The following is a 17867-nucleotide window of genomic DNA, read 5'->3' as shown; positions in this document are numbered from 1 at the left end:
GCGCGTCTCGGTTAGATCGGCCAGCTAGCTGAACTAGGGCCATCAGGGTCTTGATAAGACTCGCAAGTAAGTGGCCATCTGGCGCACTTTGGGGGAAGTACATCGATGCAGGGTGCGTCGATGGGTTAATCATACACGCAATTTGAGATTCAAAATTCACACGATTTTCTATGCTTGAAAGAGCGCCTTTACACGGGAATTTAACTCAGTCTCGCTACCATTGCCGCATACCCGACGGAGGAACACGATGTCCCGCAAATTAGCAGCCACATTACTTTCAACTGTAGTTATCGCTGGTGGACTTTTCGCAGCGCCCGCATCTGCTGCCAAGATCAGCAACGGCACTGCTTGCTCAAAGCTCAATGCGACAACTTCTGTCTCAGGTTATAAGTACAAGTGTGCCAAGAATTCAATGGTCAAGAATTCAAAGCTCACCTGGTTATCAGTTGAGTGCGTAACTGCAATTACTCAATTCCAGGCCGCTGTGAAGGCTCAAAAAAGCGTAGGTGATATTTCTGCACAAACTGCTGAACTTGATGCTGAACTTGAGAAAGCGGTCGCAGCTCTGGCAAATGTGACTACCGCATATGAAAGTGCACGTGCCCAGGTGACAAAGTCACAGGCATCTATGAACGCCTCCACTAATGCATCTGAAAAACTGGCACTTTCTGGCGCGCTATCAAAACTTGCAAATGCTGTGCTTATTCTCAGCAGCTCCAAGTCAAAGCTTTCGGCACAGGTGAAAGATCTTGAGTCAAAGAAAGCGCTCTTACTCAGCGCTCCAGCTGCATTTAAAGATAGCGTCTCTGATGCACAATCATCAGCCGGCTTACTCTGCAAAAAGGGTTACTAAGCCAATAGCTCACCTGCTGTAACGATTCCCCTATTCATAAGGGGGTAGCACCCCTGTTTAATTCTTAGGTGTATCGCGCTATCAGGTTTCTTCCGGTGGCACTCCTACTGCTTCATCTCTTGCTTAAACTCTTTATTCACAGCAACTCACTAGCCCTCGATCTCATTGCCTATAACGCAATCTGGATCTTTGCGATTGCGGCAATTACCCAAGCACCCTTAAGCAATGACCCGGTGGCAGTTGCCACGACATCACTTGCCATTGGTTTCTGGGGAGTTGGCTCACTCCTTAATAGCTACGCCGATTTCTACCCACTTTCCAACACTTCACAGTTTCTTGCCCAGCTCAGTTACCTCTTTTTCTACCCACTCTTACTCGTTGCCATCCCTCGTACTCTCTCGCGCGGGCGCCGATTAAATCCCATTGAAGTGCTCGATTCAGTGATCTTTGGGCTCGGTATCTCAGCAATTGCCACTGCGCTCTTTCTCTCGAAAGTATTTCCAGAATCTATCTCTGACGTGCAAGATCAATTCTTCTCACTGTTATTTCCGGTATCGGATTTATTACTCCTTACACTGGCCGCAATAGCGGTGATCACGCATCGACTACAGAAGCGTGCGCTCTTGCTCTTTCTTGGAATTCTTATCTTTAGCGCATCAGATCTGTTCTACCTGTGGCTCTCCGTCAATAACAATTACACCTTCGGTCAGATTTCCGATGATGGCTGGCTGATAGGAATTGTCATCATTGCTAGCTCCTTTTGGCATGCACAGAGCGCAACTACATCTGAGGTGACAATTCATCCAGTCTTTATTGCACTCTCAATCTTCATTAGCCCCACTCTGCTCGCGTTGATGGCGCTACGTCCCGGAATCTTCTCTATCTATATTCTCATTCCCACTATCGCCACCCTCTTTCTTGCCTTTATCCGAATGACAATAGTGATTAGACAAGCACGAAATCTTGGGGAAGAGAAGGTGCTAGCACGCACCGATGAGCTAACCGGACTTCCTAACCGTCGTCGCTTAGTGGCAGAACTTGCCACATATTCAGAGACCGAAGGTGCGCTCTTACTCCTTGACCTCAATGCATTTAAACCAGTCAATGATCAATACGGCCACGAGGTGGGTGATCTGATTTTGCAACAAGTGGCGCAGCGATTTAGTCGATCGCTGCCAACAGGCGCTGTCCTTGCCAGACTCGGTGGTGATGAGTTTGGTGTCTTGATTAATGGCAGCTACGAAAGAACTTTAGAGGCAGCATTTGCTCTGCAAGCAACTTTAAGTTATCCATTTATTATTCGTGGCCACAGCATCACTATTGGCGTCAGTATTGGCCACGCTCACAATGATGGCGAAAACAGCCTTCTTGAACGTGCTGATGCTGCAATGTATGAAGCAAAGCGAACAGGTGCTGGAGTTATCGAAGCTCGGTAATTAGAGCGTGTGAAGTTTGGCTTTGATTCCGACCCAACTGCCAAGAAATACAAAGGCGAAGAAGACCCAACCAGAGAGGGCAAATGCTTGTGTGCCAGAAAGGAGAACACCAATGGTGCACCCGAGTGAAATCATGGAGCCCCAACCTAAGAGAACTCCACCGAGTAACGCTGTTGCGCCATTTCGCACGGTAGGAAGTGCTGGCTTAAAGCGATTGCCAGCCAAAGCCGCTGCAAAAGATGATGCCACGATGCCGAGGATGAGCCAACCATTATTAGTGATGGTTTCAGAAACGACAGCAATACATCCAGCCATCCGATCAAGGCCAACCAGAGTGTCATCGCCAATTTTATTCTCAGTCATGAATGTTCTTGCCTGCGTGCTTATTTGACGTGTGACACCTAGCGGTTCAACACGTAAGTAGGCGATAGTTCCAACAACTCCCACGAGCAGCCCAGTGGTGATTGGGCTCCAGCGATCAGTAATGGCACGTTTTAGTGATGCCGCGATAGAAATCTGTCCTGCATAGACAACGCGCAGTGGATCTGAATTCTTGCCTTTTCTGATGACAAAGTGAGCGAGTGCAATCAGGGCTATGAAGGTAATGATGAGCGAACCTGAATATCCAAAGTAATGCGGAAGCCAAATGGTTGGTGCATCTGCGATTGCATTTAGATAAAGCCAATTCCAAGAAAGAAATGCAAGAACAAAACCGATGAGCGTTCCGATCAGCGCCGGAATAGCGCGAATATAACCTTGCCCGAGACGATAAAGATGGCCACTAATGCAGGCACCAGAAAGTGCCATACCAATGCCGAATGCGAAGGCAGAAAGTACGAGCACCCAACTCACAGGTCCAATATGGGCAACCGGTGGCAGGCGTTCGGTTGTTGTATCTGGCAGAAATTGTCCGAAAATGATTGCGTAACCGATAGATCCGGTAGCAATTGCAATAAGAATCGATAGAAATGGCGTGGTGTTCTTATCTTCAATTCCGTCACGGAAAATACAGAAGAAGCAGAATCGACCACGTTCAAGCAATAGACCAAGGCTGGCGCCAATCAGAAGTGATATGGGCGCAGTGGATGAGTTCTCCGATGAAGAGAGAATGAAGGCAGTTCCCAATAGCGCAGCAATTACTCCAAGTGAGATTGCTGTTCGAATCTTTTCAGTGCGAGTCCACACAGGAAGAAGAGCCCCGAGGCTATCGGGGCTCTTCTCTGACTGCTGTGAGGTGCTAATTACGCAGCTCCCCAAATTGTTCCGGAAGGATTATTAATTGGAACACCTACTGAGTTTCCGTACTCAGTCCATGATCCATCGTAATTCTTGACCTTTTGGAATCCAAGAATTTCGCTGAGTACGAACCAGGTCAGTGATGAGCGCTCACCGATACGGCAGTACGTAATGATCTGATCTGTGCCAGTTACGCCTTTATCAGCATAGAGCTTCTTAAGTTCTGCAACTGTCTTAAAAGTTCCATCAGTATTTACATTTGAACCCCATGGGACGTTGATTGCACCTGGGATATGGCCCGCGCGTACTGCTAGTTCCTGGAAGCCAGGAGCAGCAAAGAGCTTGCCGCTGAACTCATCTGCGCCGCGGATATCAATCAGCGCTGCAATCTTTGTCTTTTTCGCTACCGGAAGAACATCTTTGGCCAAGCTTGCACGCAAGTTCTTATCAGCGTTATTTGCTACAAAGTTACCTGCCTTAAATGTTGGAACAGCGGTTGTGAGAGCACGACCGTCTTTTTCCCACTTAACGCGTCCACCATCTAGCACGCGAACATCTTTTTGACCGTAGATATTAAATATCCACGCTCCCCATGCCGCAAACCAGTTGTTCTTATCACCATATAGGACAACGGTTGTGTCATCACTGATGCCAGCTTTTTGTGCAAGTGCGGTGAAGTTAGCTTGGCTGATGATGTCGCGATTTACTGTGTCAACGAGATCGGTGTGCCAGACAAACTTAATCGAGTTCTTGATGTGACCACGCTCGTAGATGCCAGGCTCAGTACTTACCTCGATGATACGAACATTTGGATTATCGATGTTCTGTTCTAGCCAATCAGGTTGCGCTACTGCGCGAGCTTGATTCTTCGGACGTGCATCAGCTGGAATAACACCAGTTGATGTAAAGAGCACTGCAACCGCTGCGGCAGCTAATACTTTTCTTGAAATTGACATATTTTTCCTCTGTTTGTTGTTGGGTATGAAAATAGATTTGATAAAGCTAGATAATGCAAAAGGAAGCTAAATCAGCAACTTGTTGTTGAAATGCGGCAGTAGTCAATAATGCGACGTTTAGTAAATAACATCGTGACTCCTTTGCCGAGTTGTGAATACTGGGAAAAGATAGTGAAAGAGGCTTGTGAAGTAAAATTGCGAATCACTTGCAGATGCGACAAAACTACAACGGTTTTTCGGGCTTATCTGCCTTAATCTCTTTTAATCGCTCGAGTGATTCAATGCGTTCAACTGCATGATCGACAATGCGCTCTGGATAGTTATGTGAATAGCCATCGAGGAATAACCAAGGTTCATGAATTTCAGCCGCACTTAGGTGAGCAAGTTCTGGCACATATCTACGGATGTAATCACCGTTTTCATCAAAGCGTCGGCCTTGCTCTATTGGATTAAAGACGCGGTAATACGGAGAGGCATCGGTGCCGGTGCCGGCCGTCCATTGCCAACCGTGGGCATTAGATGCAACGTCGTAATCAACTAAGTGCTGGGCAAAGAAGCGCTCTCCTAACTGCCACTCCAAGTGCAGATCTTTGACAAGAAAAGATGCCACCACCATGCGGGTGCGATTATGCATCCATCCTTCTCGCACTAATTGACGCATAGCTGCATCAACAAATGGGTAACCAGTCTTTCCTTCACACCATGCTTTAAATTGCTTTCCTGGCTTGTCATAACGCATCTCTTTAAATTTCGGTGCGTAGTACTCGGTATCAGTATCTGGGTTATTACAGAGCACATCGGCATAGAACTCGCGCCAGGCAATCTCTTTGCGGAATGTGTCATGTGATTTGCTCTCACCTAAATCTGCCAGCAAGGTGCGTGGGTGGATCTCACCAAATTTTAGATAGGTGCTCATCTTTGAGGTGCCATCAATGCCGGCAAAGTTGCGGTTCTCATCGTAGGAATCAAGACCTTTTTTAGAAAACTCTTTAAATCTTTTCAGCGCAGCAGCCTCCCCCGCTTCAATCACGTGAACATCAGCTGGCATAACAAAATCCGGAAATGCTCGATATTCAGCAGGCGGAATCGGTGCCTTAATGTTTTTTGGTGTTGCAGCAGGTGAGCGATAGCCATGTGTGCGCCATGCGCGGTAGAAAGGTGTGTAGACCTTGTACGGGGTGTCATCACTTGGTTTACGAACCCGACCTGGCGCAACTGCGTAAGGAGAGCCAGTACGAACTAGTGGAATTCCAGCAGCTTCAACTCGTGCATCACGCGCTGCGCCGTAGCGTTCATACTCAGCCGAGATATGAACTTCTTTCACGTCATAACGTGCAATAAGTTCCTTCAAGACTTCAACTTGATCGCCTTCAATAATATGCAAGGTGTTGCCCAGTGATTGATCAAGTGCGCGCAGAGATTGCCCCATATAGGCAAGCAGTTTTTCCCCAGCTTCAGCAATCTGTGCCTTATCTAAAATAAAGAGCGGCACAATTTCATCACTGTTTTCCATCGCCGCTAGCAGCGCCGGATGATCACCAATGCGAAGGTCGCGGCGAAACCAGATGATGTTTCGCATAGTGCCTGAAACTACTTGTGAAGCTGCTCGACAGTTGCATCCCAGCCCTTAACATCTTCCGGCTTACGAGGAGCCTTACCGACATAACGAGCTGATGGACGAATCAAACGACCAGTGCGCTTTTGCTCAAGAATATGCGCAGACCATCCTGCGGTGCGGGCTGCGGTAAACATTGAGGTAAAGAGCGGAGCTGGTACTTCTGCAAAATCAAGAATGATTGCGGCCCAGAACTCAACGTTTGTTTCTAGCACGCGATCTGGTTGACGCTCATGGAGTTCTTTCAGCGCTGCCTTTTCAAGTGCTTCGGCAACGGCATAACGTGGTGCGTTGAGTTCTTTTGCAGTGCGACGAAGTGTGCGAGCGCGTGGGTCTTCAGCGCGATAGACGCGGTGACCAAATCCCATCAGGCGCTCTTTGCGATCAAGTAATCCCTTTACATATGCTTCGGCGTTTCCAGTCTTCTCAACTTCTTCAATCATGTGAAGAACGCGAGATGGGGCGCCGCCGTGAAGTGGACCTGACATCGCACCAATTGCACCAGAAAGTGCGGCGCAGACATCGGCGCCAGTTGATGCAATAACGCGACCGGTAAATGTAGAAGCGTTCATTCCGTGTTCGGCAGCTGATACAAAGTAAGCATCAATTGCGCGCACGTGTGCTGGATCGGGTTCTCCGCGCCAGCGAATCATCATGCGCTCTACGACAGTATGCGCCTTATCAACTGCTGCCTCTGATACCGGATTTGCAAAGATTCCGCGGGCAGATTGTGCAAGATAAGAAAGTACCATCACAGATGTACGCGCAAGGTTGCTGCGTGCTTCTTCATCTGAAATATCAAGTAGTGGCTTAAAACCCCATGATGGAGCAAGCATTGCAATCGCAGATTGAATATCTACGCGCACATCACCTGAGTGAACTGGTAGTGGGAATGCTTCTGCATTTGGTAGGCCTGGATTAAATTCATCATCAACGAGGAGTCCCCACACATTTCCAAATGAAACGCGTCCTACAAGGTCTTCGATATCAACGCCGCGATAGCGAAGGGCGCTACCTTCTTTATCTGGCTCTGCAATTTCAGATTCGAATGCAATTACGCCTTCAAGGCCTGGCTTGAAATCATCTGACACGGTGAGCTCCTTCAATATCGGCTTTTTACTCTTTGATTCGGAGCCAATTCTGCACCTAACGCGGGGGTGCTGACCACCACATCGGGCGGGGGTGCACACATGCCAAAAGTGAGGTTCGATACATCCATGAGCCAGATGGAACGCGATGCAATCAGAGCCATGCGCCGCTCTTATGGCGAGGTCGGACTCGAGTCCTTGCCGGCTGATCCCTTTGCCGCATTTGGTAGCTGGCTCACTGAAGCTGCGGCAAATGACTTTATCGTCGAAGCCAATGCGATGGTCTTATCCACTTTAGGTAGTGATGCGCAAGGCCAAGACGCCATCACCACGCGCACAGTGTTACTTAAAGATGTATCAGATGGTGGCTTTACCTTCTTTACTAACTACTCATCTCGCAAAGCACAAGCGATTGAATTACACGAGCAAGTCACTCTTCTCTTTCCTTGGTATGCCATGGAGCGGCAGGTTTCAATCAGCGGATTTGCCGCAAAGATTTCGCGCGAAGAATCAGAAGATTACTTTGCAACTCGTCCGTGGGGTTCTCAGATTGGCGCCTGGGCATCGGCACAATCTGCACCCTTAGCTTCCCGCGAAGAGTTGGAACAACGCTATGCCGGTGCTGCGCAGAAATGGCCGGAAGGAACAACCGTTCCCTGCCCGCCGCAATGGGGTGGCTATCGCGTTACGCCAATTAGCATCGAATTCTGGCAAGGACGCTACTCCCGCTTACATGATCGCCTGCGCTATGAGCGGGCTAACACCAGTTCAGATTGGGAAGTAGGTCGTTACTACCCTTAGTCTTTGCCCATGAGCGCAGAGATAATTATTCCCGAAAACCTCAAACCACGTGATGGACGTTTTGGTTGTGGTCCATCAAAGATTCGACCAGAAGCACTTGCTGCGTTAACTGCACCTGGCAGTAACTACATTCTCGGAACATCTCACCGCCAAAAGCCGGTAAAGAACGTTGTGAAAAGTGTGCGCGAAGGTCTCTCATCACTGTTCTCACTACCAGATGGCTATGAAGTCATTCTTGGTAACGGTGGATCCACTGCATTTTGGGATATCGCAACCCTTGGACTTATCGAAGATCGTTCCCAGCACTTAGTTTTCGGTGAATTCTCATCAAAGTTTGCCAGCGCTTCAAAAGAAGCACCATTTCTTGGTGAACCGACCGTTATCAAATCTGAGCCCGGCTCACATCCAGAAGCTGTTGCCGAAGCCGGTATCGATGTCTATGCCCTAACACATAATGAAACTTCAACTGGTGTTTCGATGCCAATCAAACGCCCGGCTGGAACAGACGGTGCACTCGTGCTCGTCGATGCCACCTCTGCTGCCGGCGGCCTTGATGTGAACGCTAAAGAATTTGATACCTATTACTTTGCACCACAGAAATCTTTCGCATCAGATGGCGGTCTCTGGCTGGCACTCATGAGCCCGGCTGCAATCGCGCGTGCCGAAAAGATTAAGGCCAGCGGTCGTTGGATTCCGGCATTCTTTGATCTCACTATTGCTATTGAAAACTCACGACTTGATCAGACATATAACACGCCAGCACTTGTCACTTTGATGCTCCTTGATGAGCAAGTGAAGTGGATGAATGCCAATGGTGGCCTGAAGTTTGCAGCTGGTCGTAGCGCTGATTCTGCATCACGTCTCTATGGATGGGCGGAAAAGACCAGCTACACAACTCCTTTTGTTACTAACCCAGCCCAGCGTTCTAATGTTGTTGGCACCATTAACTTCGATGATGCCATTGATGCCACAGCAGTTGCGGCAGCCCTGCGCGCTAATGGAATTGTGGATACCGAGCCATATCGCAAGCTTGGTAAGAATCAGCTCCGCATCGGAATGTTCCCCGCTGTCGACCCAGCCGATATTGATGCACTCACAGCATCAATCGACTTTGTCGTCTCCAAGCTTTAGTTCATGGCCCATAAGGTAAAGCGCGACTCCTTTTTCTGGACAATCGCGCTACAAGGTGCGGCTGTCAATATCTTCCTAGGAGCATTCGGTCCATCACAACCGTTGCTCCGCGCAGATCAAGGCACATCGCTCACTATCGCTGGTCTTCATGGAACTGCAATGGGTGTTGCCTCAATCATGGCCGGTCTTTCTAATTCGCATCTTGTGCATAGATTTGGTCGCTCTAGTACTGGGTGGATTGGTCTCATCATTTTCTCCATCGGCTTGATCGGATTTGTTGCAGCTCCTCCGGTTGAACTCACAATTCTGGCGGCACTTGTTGCCGGTTTTGGAGTCTCAGTTGTCATTAATAACTTTGTCACTTCACTGACGGGGCACTATGGCAAGCAATCAGCGGTGGCGCTCACGCAAGCAAATGCGATTGGTTCTATCGGTTATGTCATCGGCACGCTGACTGTGGGACTGGTCGCAGATAGTTTCCGAGATCAATGGCGCATCGGAATCCTGGCTGTCTTGCCATTTGTGCTCTATCTATTTTTCTTTCGCAGAATTAGAGATGAGCAGGCGCATGTGCCGCACGAAGATGGACCACAAGGTGGCAAGCTTTCCGGCCACTTCTGGATCTCCTGGTTTGGTTTCTTTGCTTGCATTGCTAGTGAGTTCGCAATCTCTTTCTGGGCGGCAGCACTTATCCGTGACCGTACTGATGCCACACCTGCTATTGCAACTCTTGCTGTCGTGGCATTTGGTTCTGGCATGGCGATTGGGCGTTGGTATGGACCGATTCTGCTTAAACAATGGGAGATTGATACTCAACTTAAAATCTGTATCGCTACCCAATTCATTGGCTTTGCCGGCTTATGGTTTTCACACAACTTAACAATTAGCTTCTTCTCATTGCTAGTTACTGGTCTTGGGGTATCAAGTCAGTTCACACTCTCATCCTTGCGACTGATTGGCCTGAGTGATGGCCGTCCTGATTTAGCAATGGGAAAGAACTCACTGGCGGCCGGAAGTGCAATTGGTTTATCCCCATTCGTACTTGGAATTCTGGGTGATCACCTTGGTATCTCTCGCGCATATTTGATGGTGCCAGTGCTGATGATCATCGCCTATGCTGTTATTCAATTCATACCATCGCATGCGGAGCCAGCACATGAACTATAAAAGTCGCAGACTTATTACAGTCCTCACACTTATTGCACTAGTCGCTCTTATTTTTCTTGGTAACTAAGGTTAGGCTTTAACTATGGCAAGTAACATCAAGAATGCGGTCACTCTTATTGCAGTGGGAACCATTGCCTGGATTGGCGCCGGCGCTGTCGCAGTAGTTATTGATGCAGAATCCAAAATCATTTGGACATGTGTGGTGGGCGCCGTCTTAGGCGTTATGGGTATTCGTTACACAATACGTCGTAGTAGACGTAGCGGTATTTAGGCTTCTAGTTGCGAAGCAATTCCGCGAAGAACACGACCAAGACGCTCTGCTTCAGCACCTGATGGATGGCGTCCTTGACGAAGACCATTTCCAACACGATCAAGAATCTTGATGGTGTCTTCAATCATTGCAGCGAGATCATCGCTATTAACGCGTGAATTTTCAGCCAAAGAAACCGGTACATCAATGATGTGCACAGACATTGCTTGTGGCCCCTTGCGAGAATCAATCACGCTGAACTCAAGCTTTGTTCCAGGCTTAACAGTTGCAACGCCTTCTGGGAGTGCTGATCCGGCTAGATAAACATCTTCGCCTTCATCGGATGCAATAAATCCAAAGCCTTTTTCAAGGGAAAACCATTTAACTTTTCCGGTAGGCATTGCACTTACTCCTTAAATTCTTACGGTACTCGTTTAGTAGCCGGGGGATTCGGACAGGGCGCTAATTTATCGCATTTGCGATGGGGCGTGCTACCGGGTTTTAGGCGTAAAAGTTTTACAGAGTTGCCTCTGAATGAGCCCCGCACCCGTGATCCACAGAAACCACGCGGGCATCATCAGGTGCGATTGCATTGGCACAGACGCCAAATGCTGAACGAAGTGATCCAGCGATCGGTAAGAAAAATCCGCAGGAGGCGCATGGCTTAGGAGCACCTTGTGCCAGTGGCGTATTAGGTCCGCGATCACCTGAATACCAACGCTTGCTTGCTTGATCGCGACCTTCGATGGAAAGAACACGAGGACGCGCTAAGCCTAAATCAAATACTTGGGTTGCATCAAGGTCTTCATCTTGCACAAGTGCGTTCACACCAGGAACAAGTCGAGTATCTTCCAAAATACTTGGCACAATAACGCCCGGTTCAATATCTTCGGGCAAGATGCGATCCATATAAGGAATGTGATCAGGTGCAATCAGAGAATCTGGGCCAGGCAAAATAACGACATCACAAATAGTTGGTTCAGCATCTTTATCTACTTTGGCAAGTGTGATGCACCAACGCCAACCGACATAGCCGGCAATGACGGCGTCGAAAAGATATGTCGCTACGCGATTATCGTCATCGTATTCAACAGAGACGAAGTCGCCAACCTGAGTCGCAAATTCGGCATCTGCCAAAGCGGCATCGCGTGCTACGGATTCTGCGTTAAATGACTTCATCTGCTAATCGTAAAGCAGAAGGCCCTCGAGAGGTTAATCTCGAGGGCCTTCCTAACTTTTTACGCTAAGGATTTAGAAGTCCATATCCCCGCCGCCCTGTGGCGCAGGGTTTGCACCCTTTGGCTCAGGCTTATCGGTGATTACTGCCTCAGTTGTAATAAAGAGTGCGGCAATAGATGCAGCATTTTGAAGAGCAGAACGTGTGACCTTAGCTGGATCGATGATGCCAGCCTTAATCATGTCTACATATTCTCCAGTTGCTGCGTTAAGTCCGAAGCCAGCGTCTAAGTTGCGAACCTTCTCAACTACAACTCCGCCTTCAAGACCAGCATTGATTGCAATTTGCTTCAGTGGAGCTTCGATTGAAACTTCAACAATCTTGGCACCTGTTGCTTCATCGCCTTCTAGCTTGAGCTTCTTAAATGCTGCTGTTGCTGCCTGAAGAAGTGCCACGCCACCACCGGCGACGATTCCTTCTTCAACTGCAGCCTTTGCGTTGCGCACAGCATCTTCAATGCGGTGCTTACGCTCTTTAAGTTCTACTTCAGTTGCAGCTCCTGCCTTGATGACAGCAACGCCGCCAGCAAGCTTGGCAAGACGCTCTTGCAGCTTCTCTTTGTCATAATCTGAATCTGACTTTTCGATCTCGGTGCGAATCTGGGCAACGCGTCCCTTGATCTGTGCGTCATCTCCGCCGCCTTCAACGATTGTGGTCTCTTCCTTAGAGATAACAACCTTGCGCGCGCGACCAAGAAGTTCTAGGCCAGCAGTTTCTAACTTCAGGCCAACTTCTTCTGAAATAACGGTAGCTCCGGTGAGGATGGCAATATCTTGCAGCATCGCCTTGCGACGATCTCCAAAGCCTGGCGCCTTAACCGCAGCTGAACGAAATGTTCCCTTAATCTTGTTCACAACGAGGGTCGCAAGTGCTTCGCCTTCAATATCTTCAGCGATGATCGCAAGTGGCTTACCTGATTGCATTACCTTTTCAAGTACTGGAACTAGGTCCTTAATATTTGAAATCTTTGAGTTCACGATTAATACATAGGCATCTTCTAGAACTGCTTCCATGCGATCTGTATCTGTGACGAAGTATGGTGAAACATAACCCTTGTCAAAGCGCATACCTTCAGTAAGTTCTAGTTCAAGACCAAATGTGTTTGATTCTTCAACCGTGATAACGCCTTCTTTGCCGACCTTATCCATTGCTTCGGCAATCATTTCACCGATAGTGGCATCGGCGGCAGAAATAGATGCAGTTGCTGCAATCTGTTCCTTGGAATCAACGCTCTTGGCCATTGAACCAAGTTCGCTCACAATGGCATCTACTGCCTTTTCAATTCCGCGCTTAAGTGCCATTGGGTTTGATCCAGCTGCCACGTTGCGAAGTCCTTCGCGCACAAGTGCTTGAGCTAGAACTGTTGCAGTTGTTGTTCCATCGCCAGCGACATCATCTGTCTTCTTAGCAACTTCCTTAACTAGCTCTGCACCAATCTTCTCCCATGGATCATCGAGATCGATCTCTTTTGCGATTGAGACGCCATCGTTGGTAATTGTTGGTGCGCCCCACTTCTTTTCAAGTACGACGTTGCGACCGCGGGGTCCAAGGGTTACCTTGACTGCGTCAGCAAGTACATTCATTCCGCGCTCTAATCCGCGGCGGGCTTCTTCATTAAAGGCAATCTGCTTTGCCATAGTTTTTAGCTCCTATAGGTCGAGTGAATCCGGCCGAATTATCACTCTCGGCCTGTGAGTGCTAACGCCAAATCTAGAGGTTCTTATTCCAGGCTGCAAAACGAGAGGTGGTTAGCGGGCGGTGCGAGCGCTCATGCGGGCTTCGCGCAGGCGGCGAAGGCGCTTGACCAGCATCGGAGCTGCCTCAAGGGCATCGGCTCGATCAATGAGGTCATTGAGCAGTTGGTAGTAACGAGGGGCAGATAGGTCAAAGAGCTCTTTAATCGCGCTCTCTTTCGCCCCAGCAAAGCGCCACCAATCACGTTCGAATTCAAGAATGCGTCGTTCGAGGTCGGTCAATGTGGAACCAGCAGTCTCGGAGTTTTCTAACGCAGACATGTACCTAATCTTACGACGGAGTTAGCGTGAAGTGTGGGATTTACGAGCAGCTTTAACAATATTGCGACACATCGTTGGGAAGATAAAGAAATGAAAGGGTGAAACGAGATACCAATAAATCTGGCCACCTAATCCACGTGGTGCAAAGAGGGCATCTTGGGTCAGGACAGTCTTGCCATCAATTTCTTCTAAATGAAATTCCAGCCATGCCTTTCCAGGCAGAATCATTTCGGCATAGAGTCGCAAGTGTTTTTCTGGCGTAAGTCCTTCTACTCTCCAAAAATCTAAACTATCGCCAACACGAAGATGATTTGGATCGCGGCGTCCACGACGTAGTCCAACACCTCCCACCATGCGATCGATTAATCCACGCAAATACCAGAGCCAACCGGAACCAAACCAACCGTGTTCCCCGCCGATTCCTTCGATCTGCTCCCAAATATATTTAGCGGGAACATCGGTAGTAATTTCGCGATGATCTTTCAGTGTGAGTTCGCCTGCCCAATCAGGATCACTCTGTGCTTTCTGCCAGGGCGCTGTGGGAAAAGCGGCATCTGACCAGCGAGTGGAGACTGAGTTCTCTTCCGTGCGAGTAAGAGCTAACTGAATTGCTTGCGAAACAGTGAGCAGACCTTCGGCCGGGGGTGCAATCAAATCGTTAATGCTTTTGCGCGGATCTGCCACGACTTCACTAATCAGTGATTCCACTAGTGGGCGCGCAAGTGATGTTGGCACGGGTGTCACAAAACCGATCCACAAACTGGAAAGCTTGGGAGTAAGTACTGGCACTTGAATGATGATGCGCTTTCGAAGTCCAGATAGCTTGGAAAATTCCTGCATCATCGCCGCATATGACATGACTTCTGGGCCGCCAATATCGCAGATGCGATTAACTGGGTGCTTTAAATTTGCCACGCTACGTAAGTAGTAAAGAACGTCGCGGATAGCAATCGGTTGAGTGCGATTAGAAACCCACTTGGGGGTGGTCATAATTGGCAAGCGGTGTGTGAGATGGCGCAGCATCTCAAAGGAGGCTGAACCGGAACCGATAATAATTCCAGCACGAAGTTCGAGCACTGGCACAGATGTAGATGCCAACTCAATGCCGGTATTCATACGTGATAACAAGTGGCGGCTGCGGTTTTCATCGTTGGCGATTCCACCCAAATACACAATCTGCTTGACCCCGGCTGCCTCTGCCCGATCGGCAAAGGTGTGTGCCATCTGCGCTTCCACTGCTTCAAAATCTGTCGCCACGTTGATGGAGTGCAATAGGTAGTAGGCGGTGTGCACACCTTCCAGTGCGCGCGCTAGATCTTCACCATTTGTTGCAGTGCCTTCGCAAATTTCAACACCATCAGCCCAGGCATGTCCTTTAATCTTTTGGGCATCGCGAACAAATACCCGCACTCGCTTCTTTTCTTCAAGAAGTACTCGCACCAAACGACCACCTACATATCCAGATGCACCAGTAACGAGGTAGAGCCGGTCTTGATTCTGCGATTCCATAGGTCGGAGCGTAGACTGCGCACATGAAGACTTCTACCCGACCGCGCGTAGTCATACTTGGCGCTGGTTTCGGCGGCCTCGGAGCAGCTCGCGCCTTGGCCGAAAAGGCAGATGTCACACTCGTTGATCGCCATAACTTTCAAACTTTTTTACCACTTCTCTATCAGGTATCAACTGCCGGCCTTGCCGCAGATCACGTAGTCCATCCAATTCGTGGCGCCCTTCGCGATACTGGGGTGAAGTTTCGAATGGGTTCACCTATCTCAGTTGATCATAAGAACAAGTCAGTAAAACTTGATTCCTCTGAGTCTCTTGATTTCGATCACCTGATCGTGGCCCTCGGTTCAGTCACCGCCGACTTCGGAGTTGCTGGGGTGACAGATCACGCACTTGGAATGAAGAGCGTGCATGAAGCGCTCCTGATTCGCGCCGAAGTACTTCGCCGCTTTGAAGATCTTGCCCGTTTTGAAGATAACACCCGACTATCGATTGCAGTAGTTGGCGGCGGACCTACGGGTGTTGAAATGGCTGGCGCACTTGCCGAACTCAAGCGCGGACCACTAAAAAATGATTTAGCAGCAGCTGCCGAGCATATTGATGTCTATTTGATTGAAGCTGGCCCGCGTATCCTGCCGATGTTTAGCGAGAAACTTTCGGCACGCGCCGAATCTGATCTGCACAAACTCGGCGTCATCGTGCGAACCAATACCGCTGTGCGGGAAGTGAAATCACGACAGATTATTATTACTGAAGGCGCTCCTATTCCAGCTGAAGTAACTATCTGGGCCGCCGGTGTGAAAGGTGAACCCACCGCCAGCATTCTTAATCTTCCACTTGCTGGCACGCGTATTGATACCGATGAAAATCTAGAAGTGAAGAACTATCCAAATATTTGGGCAATCGGTGATATCAACGGCACCAAAGGCGCCGATGGTCGTTTCTTGCCGATGGTCGCACCCGTTGCACTGCAGCAAGCAAAATGGGTGGCCAAACAAATCTTGCGCAAAGAGTCAGGCAAAGCACTGTCACCATTTAAGTATTTTGATAAAGGTGCCATGGCAACTATCGGCCGCCATAAGGCTGTTGTTGAATTCCGCGGAGTTAAGTTAACGGGCCCACTTGCCTGGTTTGCCTGGTTATTCCTGCACCTTTTCTATCTTGTTGGCGGGCGCAACAAAGTGGGCACCATCGTCGACTGGAGCTGGAACTACCTCACATTTGATCGCGGCAATCGCCACATCATGGATACGCTCTAACTCTCTTTATTATGTTAGAAAAATATCTCGAGATAGCAGGACACCAGCTCTATTGCTATGAATGGGATAACAAGGGCGAAGCCGTTGTATTACTTCATGGGGGCTTAAGCCAGACTTCCCATTGGGATGCCCAGGTACTTCCTGCCATTGAAGAACAATTTCATCCCTTTGCCTATGATCGCACCGCACATGGCTTCACCGGAGATCGCACCGGAAGTTTGCACTTTGATTATCAAGTAACAGAGTTGATTGCCTATCTAGAAAGTGTTGTGAAAGAGCCAGCGCACTTAATTGGTTATAGCGATGGTGGAAATATTGCACTTCTTGCAGCAGTTAAGCGCCCGGAACTCGTGCGCTCAGTTATTACCTTGGGTGCAAACTTTCACTTTAGTGGAACGCTGCCACTGCCTGAATTCGATGGCGTCATTTCACCTGAAGACCAAGAGGAGTACAACCGCACCTCACCCGATGCACCCGATACCTTGGCTGAAAAAATCGTGCGAATGATAAAGATATGGAAGTCCGAGCCAACACTGACCACCAAAGATTTGGCCACAATCCAATGCCCAGTACTTGTGATGGCCGGTGATGACGATGTCATCGCACATTCTCACACCATCGAACTCTTTGAAAGTATTCCACTAGGCCAACTAGCAATTATTCCAGGGACTTCGCATCAATTTATTAAAGAAAAGCCCGCACTTGCCCAGCTTCTGATTCAGGATTTCCTAGAAGATTTGAGCTATCCAGTGACCAAGATGCCGATCCGCCGTGCTAACCCTCGTATGGAGTAATTTTTCCAGTCTTCACATCATAAATTGCGCCAGCAACAACAACGCCATCACGCAGCAGAGGATATGAACGCACCCGGTTGATATCTGATGCCAGTGCACCTAATTGATCTGAAGTAGTTTTAAATTCCAGACTTGAAGTATTAACACCATACTTATCATCAATGAGTTTATGAATTGCTGCTTCATCACCGCGCGCCATGGCGCAGTCAGTATGTGGCATCACCAAAATACGATTTACGTTCAAGAGGTAGGTGGCAAGAACTAGGGTACGTAGAACGTCTTCGGTCACGCGAGCTCCTGCATTACGAAGAATCTTGGCGTCCCCTGAATTCATTCCCACTACCGAAAGTGGATTAATGCGTGAGTCCATACAGGTAACGATTGCCAGGCCTTTAACGGCAGAGCCGGAGAGCTCGGAATACTTAAAGGTTTTCTGATATTCGGTATTTGCAGCGATGAGATCATCAAATGATTCATGGGCAAATGAGCTATCTGACATGTGGACTCCTTCCGTGATGCGTTG

18 protein-coding genes are annotated in these 17867 nt (G+C 48.7%); 8 read left to right on the top strand and 10 right to left on the bottom strand.

The features are described from left to right. Positions 1 to 247 precede the first annotated feature (247 nt). Together A1sIIB76_RS00475 and A1sIIB76_RS00470 are read left to right on the top strand one after the other, a co-directional pair. Positions 248 to 853 carry a hypothetical protein gene (locus A1sIIB76_RS00475; protein WP_095696713.1) on the top strand — a complete coding sequence of 202 codons (606 nt, stop codon included), beginning with the start codon at positions 248 to 250 and terminating at the stop codon, positions 851 to 853. A gap of 95 nt (positions 854 to 948) precedes the next feature. Then, on the top strand, positions 949 to 2289 hold the full coding sequence (locus tag A1sIIB76_RS00470; protein WP_125918774.1) for a GGDEF domain-containing protein: 1341 nt from the start codon (positions 949 to 951) through the stop codon (positions 2287 to 2289). Here the strand turns inward: A1sIIB76_RS00470 and A1sIIB76_RS00465 are convergent, their stop codons facing one another. The 4 genes from A1sIIB76_RS00465 to A1sIIB76_RS00450 form a co-directional block, all read right to left on the bottom strand. Further along, a complete protein-coding gene (locus tag A1sIIB76_RS00465) occupies positions 2290 to 3474 on the bottom strand; it encodes a YeeE/YedE family protein (protein WP_223298772.1) in 1185 nt (394 codons plus the stop codon). Positions 3475 to 3530: 56 nt separating this feature from the next. Further along, a complete protein-coding gene (locus A1sIIB76_RS00460) occupies positions 3531 to 4481 on the bottom strand; it encodes a sulfurtransferase (protein WP_095696710.1) in 951 nt (316 codons plus the stop codon). Between the two features lie 223 nt (positions 4482 to 4704). After that, complete coding sequence (locus A1sIIB76_RS00455; RefSeq protein WP_095696709.1) at positions 4705 to 6060, bottom strand: cryptochrome/photolyase family protein; 1356 nt, start codon at positions 6058 to 6060, stop codon at positions 4705 to 4707. A gap of 11 nt (positions 6061 to 6071) precedes the next feature. Beyond that, positions 6072 to 7187, bottom strand: a complete 1116-nt coding sequence (locus A1sIIB76_RS00450; protein ID WP_095696708.1) for a citrate synthase 2 — start codon at positions 7185 to 7187, stop codon at positions 6072 to 6074. 126 nt (positions 7188 to 7313) lie between these two features. On the opposite strand from A1sIIB76_RS00450, the gene pdxH reads away from it, so the two are divergent. The 4 genes from pdxH (at position 7314) to A1sIIB76_RS00430 (ending at position 10554) form a co-directional block, all read left to right on the top strand. Beyond that, positions 7314 to 7985: a pyridoxamine 5'-phosphate oxidase gene (gene pdxH / locus A1sIIB76_RS00445; RefSeq protein WP_190286242.1), complete on the top strand. Its 672-nt coding sequence runs from the start codon at positions 7314 to 7316 to the stop codon at positions 7983 to 7985. A gap of 9 nt (positions 7986 to 7994) precedes the next feature. Continuing rightward, complete coding sequence (serC, locus tag A1sIIB76_RS00440; RefSeq protein ID WP_095696706.1) at positions 7995 to 9116, top strand: phosphoserine transaminase; 1122 nt, start codon at positions 7995 to 7997, stop codon at positions 9114 to 9116. Between the two features lie 3 nt (positions 9117 to 9119). Continuing rightward, positions 9120 to 10283, top strand: coding sequence for an MFS transporter (locus A1sIIB76_RS00435; protein WP_095696705.1), 1164 nt, complete (start codon positions 9120 to 9122; stop codon positions 10281 to 10283). Between the two features lie 82 nt (positions 10284 to 10365). Beyond that, entirely contained in the window at positions 10366 to 10554 is a 189-nt protein-coding gene (locus A1sIIB76_RS00430; RefSeq protein WP_095696704.1) for a DUF2530 domain-containing protein, read from the top strand. Here A1sIIB76_RS00430 and A1sIIB76_RS00425 read toward each other — a convergent pair. From A1sIIB76_RS00425 to A1sIIB76_RS00405, 5 genes are all read right to left on the bottom strand, one after another. After that, entirely contained in the window at positions 10551 to 10934 is a 384-nt protein-coding gene (locus A1sIIB76_RS00425; protein WP_095684284.1) for a cold-shock protein, read from the bottom strand. The two genes, A1sIIB76_RS00430 and A1sIIB76_RS00425, sit on opposite strands and share 4 nt — an antisense overlap. A gap of 115 nt (positions 10935 to 11049) precedes the next feature. Continuing rightward, positions 11050 to 11712, bottom strand: a complete 663-nt coding sequence (locus tag A1sIIB76_RS00420) for a DUF3027 domain-containing protein (protein ID WP_095696703.1) — start codon at positions 11710 to 11712, stop codon at positions 11050 to 11052. Positions 11713 to 11784: 72 nt separating this feature from the next. After that, positions 11785 to 13407 carry a chaperonin GroEL gene (gene groL / locus A1sIIB76_RS00415; RefSeq protein ID WP_095674286.1) on the bottom strand — a complete coding sequence of 541 codons (1623 nt, stop codon included), beginning with the start codon at positions 13405 to 13407 and terminating at the stop codon, positions 11785 to 11787. 111 nt (positions 13408 to 13518) lie between these two features. Beyond that, positions 13519 to 13785 carry a DUF3263 domain-containing protein gene (locus A1sIIB76_RS00410; protein WP_095674285.1) on the bottom strand — a complete coding sequence of 89 codons (267 nt, stop codon included), beginning with the start codon at positions 13783 to 13785 and terminating at the stop codon, positions 13519 to 13521. 21 nt (positions 13786 to 13806) lie between these two features. Further along, positions 13807 to 15294, bottom strand: a complete 1488-nt coding sequence (locus A1sIIB76_RS00405) for an SDR family oxidoreductase (RefSeq protein ID WP_095696702.1) — start codon at positions 15292 to 15294, stop codon at positions 13807 to 13809. Between the two features lie 23 nt (positions 15295 to 15317). On the opposite strand from A1sIIB76_RS00405, the gene A1sIIB76_RS00400 reads away from it, so the two are divergent. Both A1sIIB76_RS00400 and A1sIIB76_RS00395 read left to right on the top strand, forming a co-directional pair. After that, positions 15318 to 16550, top strand: a complete 1233-nt coding sequence (locus tag A1sIIB76_RS00400; RefSeq protein ID WP_095696701.1) for an NAD(P)/FAD-dependent oxidoreductase — start codon at positions 15318 to 15320, stop codon at positions 16548 to 16550. An 11-nt stretch (positions 16551 to 16561) separates the two neighbouring features. After that, on the top strand, positions 16562 to 17344 hold the full coding sequence (locus A1sIIB76_RS00395) for an alpha/beta fold hydrolase (protein WP_095696700.1): 783 nt from the start codon (positions 16562 to 16564) through the stop codon (positions 17342 to 17344). Here A1sIIB76_RS00395 and A1sIIB76_RS00390 read toward each other — a convergent pair. Then, positions 17325 to 17843, bottom strand: a complete 519-nt coding sequence (locus A1sIIB76_RS00390) for a beta-class carbonic anhydrase (protein ID WP_095696699.1) — start codon at positions 17841 to 17843, stop codon at positions 17325 to 17327. The genes A1sIIB76_RS00395 and A1sIIB76_RS00390 overlap by 20 nt on opposite strands. Between the last annotated feature and the right edge of the window lie 24 nt (positions 17844 to 17867).

Source organism: Candidatus Planktophila versatilis, assembly GCF_002288265.1.
Lineage (GTDB): Bacteria > Actinomycetota > Actinomycetes > Nanopelagicales > Nanopelagicaceae > Planktophila > Planktophila versatilis.
The sequence above is the reverse complement of the archived record's forward strand: the minus strand, read 5'-3'. Positions and strand labels throughout refer to the sequence as shown.